This window comes from Pelatocladus sp. BLCC-F211, assembly GCF_041928655.1.
GTDB lineage: Bacteria > Cyanobacteriota > Cyanobacteriia > Cyanobacteriales > Nostocaceae > Pelatocladus.
On sequence record NZ_JBHFLM010000054.1, the window covers coordinates 1 to 4,542 of the forward strand.

Genomic DNA, 4,542 nt, shown 5'->3' on the forward strand with positions numbered 1-4,542 from the left:
GTTTCCGTACATCAAGGAACCTGCTACAGGTTCACGGATACCGTCGATGTCTACGGGAGGTGCGGCGATGAAGGCGATGATAAAGCAGGTGGTTGCGGCGAGTAAGGTGGGGATCATGAGTACGCCGAACCAGCCTACGTATAGGCGGTTGTCGGTGCTTGTTACCCAGTTACAGAACCGCTCCCATACGTTGGCGCTTTCGCGTCTTTGTAAGGTTGCTGTCATTGTTCTTATGATTGCGATTACGTTACTTATGATGTTTGGGTGTTTTTTTACCCTTGTTACACATCTTAAAGTGAATATTGCGATTTGTAAAGTCTTTTCATAAATATCTACTTCTGGTATGATGTTTCGGTTGAATCCGTATATATAACAATCCTGCTTAAATAATACAAATCGATTGACATTTAAACCCTGTAGAGACGTTGCACTGCAACGTCTCTACATACCCGAAATTATGACGAAAAATTGTTAACAGAGTAGTGTTGGTAGCAATACCATATAATTTGTGATCTCAAAACCAAATCAGGCGATCGCTACTGTTGCTTTTGATTCAAATATCTTTTCGATGACATCTTCAACTACCTTATCAGGTGTGGAAGCACCAGAAGTTACACCAATCACAATTTTTCCTTCAGGCAACCAGTTATCTGTGATTTCCAAATTACCATTTAGTAATCGATGTTCAATGCGATCGCCAGATAAAATTCTCTCAACACTATCAATATGATAAGAAGGAATTCCCCGCTCAAAAGAAATTTGTTGCAATTGGGTAGTGTTTGATGAATTAAACCCACCAATCACAATCATTAAATCTAATTTTTGTTCTACCAATTCCAACATAGCATCTTGCCTTTCTTGAGTGGCATCACAGATAGTATTAAAGCTTTGGAAATGGTCATTTAAATTAGCTGGGCCATACTTTTGCATCATGGTATGCTCAAACAGCTTACCCAATTGTTCAGTTTCACTTTTGAGCATTGTAGTCTGGTTGGCAATACCAATCATTTCTAAATCTTTGTCGGGGTCAAATCCTGGCGAACAAGCTTTACTGAATTTTGCGAGAAATTCTTCGCGATCCCCACCATGCAAAATGTATTTAGCTACGTATTCTGCTTCTTTTAAATTCAAAACAATCAGATATTTACCTGCAAAAGAACTAGTTGCAACTGTTTCTTCATGCTTATATTTGCCATGAATAATTGAGGTATATTCACGCTTTTTATGTTTTTCAACAGTATTCCAAACCTTTGACACCCAAGGACAAGTGGTATCAACTATTTTGCAGCCTTGATCGTTAAGTATCTGCATTTCTTGAACACTGGCACCAAAAGCAGGTAAGATCACAACATCACCAGTTTCCACAACTGAAAAATCTTTTTTCCCTGTTATGACTGGGATGAAGTCTACTTCCATTTCCCGCATTCGTTGGTTAACAGAAGGATTGTGAATAATTTCATTCGTAATCCAAATGCGTTCAGTGGGGAAGTGTTTACGAGTTTCATAAGCCATCGCTACAGCACGTTCTACGCCCCAACAAAAGCCAAATGCTTGAGCTAGTCGGATTGTGACGTCTTCTCGGTTAATGGTATAATTATTATTCCGTATTTGCTGAATCAGTGGGCTTTGATATTCTGACTGTAACTGGGTGGCGACTTCTTCTTGATGACCAAACCCTTTACGATGATAATTTTCAGAATGTTGAAGTGAACGTTTAAAAGCTTTAGTATCCATTGGTTTTTTCAACAAAAATCACTTTTTCATATTTTCTCGTACCGAGGCACTATTGATCTTCTAGTTCCATCTGACTATACAACTGTAAAGCAGAACTCCAGACTAAATAACCTTGGGGATTAAGATGTAAGCCGTCGGTACTGAATTCGGGACGGAGATTACCCTGATTGTTGACAAATAGGGGATGCAAATTTAAATATTTGACGCCTTCTTTTGTCGCCAGAGTTTTTAATTGCTGATTCAACTTCAGAATGCGACTATTTGGAATATTTAGCAATTTTTCTCGCCCTTCCCAAGTTGCTTCCTCTCCTGCGTGTGGCAAAATTGACTGAATCACTATTTGTATTTGGGGATGCACCTTACGCAGGTAACGCATGATTTGCCGATGATTGTTTAAAATTATCTCATCGTCATAGCCCTGGATTAAGTCATTAATACCAATCATTACAAAAATTGTTTCTGGTTGGGTGCGGTCAAATAGTTCTAATCTTTTTAATAATCCAGTGCTGTTTTCTCCTGAAATACCCTGGTTTAGCCAATTCCTATTTTCAGGTAACAATTCAGGAGGAAACCACAGACTTAAGGAATCTCCAGCTAGTATGGTCAGATGAGTTGGACGTTTTTCAGCAACGACTTTGGCTTCTTGCTTGAGAATATCTACCCATTGTTGATAACTGAGTTTATGACGATTACCCAATTCTGGTGTGGGTTGGGATGAAGCATTCGCATTGACGTGATTTGGCAATATATTCGCTAAAAAAGCGGTAACATCCTGCTGTCGCCAAATTAGCAGGATGACCGCTAGAAAGAGTACGCCGTTGGTGATCAGCGATAAAATTGCCCAGGTAGGAGAAGTTTTTGCAGAAGTGGACACGATTCTGGGGAATATACCAAATCTTTAGTACCAGATATTATATGTACCCACGCCATGATGGCTACTTATCACTAACAGAAATGCGATCGCCAAATTCTTCGTTGTAACCTTCTTCTCCGTGTTCGTTGATATCTATACCTTGCATTTCTGCTACTTCCTTCACACGTAGACCAACGGTAGCATCAATGAGCTTGAGAATGACGAAGGTTCCCACACCAGCAAAAACGTAAGCGATCGCAATTGCTGCTAACTCGACGAATAATTCCTCTGGATTACCGTAAAGTAAACCGTTTTTTCCTGCGGAGTTAACTGCGGTGGTTGCAAAAACTGCTGTCAAAATAGCACCTACTGTTCCACCCACGCCATGTACAGGGTAAGTATCGAGGGCGTCATCAATTTGTACTTTATGTTTGAAGCTAACGGCGTAGAAGCAAACAAAAGCGGTGATACTACCGATTAAAATGGCTGCTAATGGTGTGACAAAGCCTGCGGCGGGAGTAATACCCACTAAACCAGCGACAGCACCTGTAGCTGCACCGACTGCGGTTGGTTTACCCCGCAAAACTTTTTCTAAAATTAACCAAGTTAATGCAGCGGCGGCTGCTGCTGTATTAGTGTTAACAAAGGCGATTGTTGCTAAACTACCTGAAGCAAGGGCGCTACCAGCATTGAAGCCAAACCAGCCAAACCACAACAAGCCAGCACCTAACAAAATGAAGGGAACATTGTGAGGAGGGCTAAGACGATCAGGATAGGTTTTGCGGGGACCAAGGACGATCGCTGCAACTAAAGCAGAAACCCCAGAACTAATATGAACAACTGTACCACCAGCAAAGTCAAGAGCGCCCAAGCCGCCTGCTAAACCAATGAATCCACCTTTCCCCCAAACCATATGGGCTAGAGGAGAATAAACAAAAGTAGACCATAGTAGTACAAATAAACTATAAGCAGTGAAGCTCATTCGTTCGGCGATCGCACCAGAAATTAAAGCTGGGGTGATAATAGCAAACATGGCTTGGTAAATCATGAATGCCAGGTGCGGAATTGTTGGTGCATAAGAAACGAAATCAGCAGGATTTGACCCTTTGAGATAATCAGTTAATTCTGTGCCAACACCATTTAAACCTAGCCATTGTAAACCACCAATAAATGGATTTCCAGGCGAAAAAGCCAGACTATAGCCCCACAGAACCCAAGTTACTCCCACAATCGCCATTGGTACGAAACTCATCATCAACGTATTAAGAACGTTGCGAGAACGTACGAATCCACCATAAAAAAAGGCAAGTCCAGGAGTCATTAGTAATACTAAAGCTGCTGATATCAGCATAAATGCTGTATCAGCAGCAGTTTGAGCGTTAGAAATTGCTGCGTTCACATCACCTGGTGCAGCAACAGCATTGTCTATAAGCGGGCCTGCCAGAAGCATTAGAGCGATCGCCCCAATTATCAAAATATTCTTCAGCACTTGTTTATTGTCCCTTTCCGCCAAAATCTTTTCATTACGTACATTTATTTGAGTAATTTTTAATACGTTTTTCTGTATTAAAAGTTACTCAAATTTAGTCCGTTTTGAGACATTCTTCAAAATATACTTCTTTTAGTAGTTGGCAAATCTTGAATTTTTAGAATTTCATGCATGTTTTGCATAGGTTTTTTGATCACGTAAATACAATAAAAAGAAAGATTAGCGAAGATATAGAACATATTTTGCTATAAATTCAAATTATGCATAATTGACACAAGATAGCTTGATAAAAGCCTGACTTGTAAGTAATACTGGAGGTTTTAGAGTGAACTACCTACACTGACCTTGCGGTACAGTGTAGGCTTCCCAATTCATTGGGGATTGCCTCAACCTTCGTAGATTTTTTACGTCCCGAAGACTTTGGTCTTACATCCCCTCGGTGGGCAGAAGAGCTAGTTCCTAACTC

3 protein-coding genes and 1 pseudogene are annotated in these 4,542 nt (G+C 40.5%); all 4 read right to left on the reverse strand.

Going from position 1 to position 4,542, the window contains the following annotated elements; all coding sequences use genetic code 11:
- Nucleotides 1-225: pseudogene (locus ACE1AT_RS06000) on the reverse strand (photosystem II q(b) protein); the annotation flags it as partial.
- A 300-nt stretch (nt 226-525) separates the two neighbouring features.
- The gene (locus ACE1AT_RS06005) at nt 526-1,734 is read right to left on the reverse strand and encodes a 4-hydroxy-3-methylbut-2-enyl diphosphate reductase (RefSeq protein ID WP_374866373.1); all 1,209 of its coding nucleotides are present in this window, start codon (nt 1,732-1,734) and stop codon (nt 526-528) included.
- A gap of 49 nt (nt 1,735-1,783) precedes the next feature.
- Entirely contained in the window at nt 1,784-2,608 is an 825-nt protein-coding gene (locus tag ACE1AT_RS06010; protein ID WP_374866374.1) for an SGNH/GDSL hydrolase family protein, read from the reverse strand.
- Between the two features lie 61 nt (nt 2,609-2,669).
- Nucleotides 2,670-4,037 (reverse strand): ammonium transporter, encoded by a 1,368-nt coding sequence (locus ACE1AT_RS06015; protein ID WP_374866375.1) that lies wholly within the window; start codon nt 4,035-4,037, stop codon nt 2,670-2,672.
- Between the last annotated feature and the right edge of the window lie 505 nt (nt 4,038-4,542).

What these genes read in the sequence shown, in the direction of transcription:
- ACE1AT_RS06005 (WP_374866373.1), bottom strand. Translation starts at nt 1,734, where the DNA reads ATGGATACTAAAGCTTTTAAACGTTCACTTCAACATTCTGAAAATTAT.
- ACE1AT_RS06015 (WP_374866375.1), bottom strand. Translation starts at nt 4,037, where the DNA reads ATGCTTCTGGCAGGCCCGCTTATAGACAATGCTGTTGCTGCACCAGGT.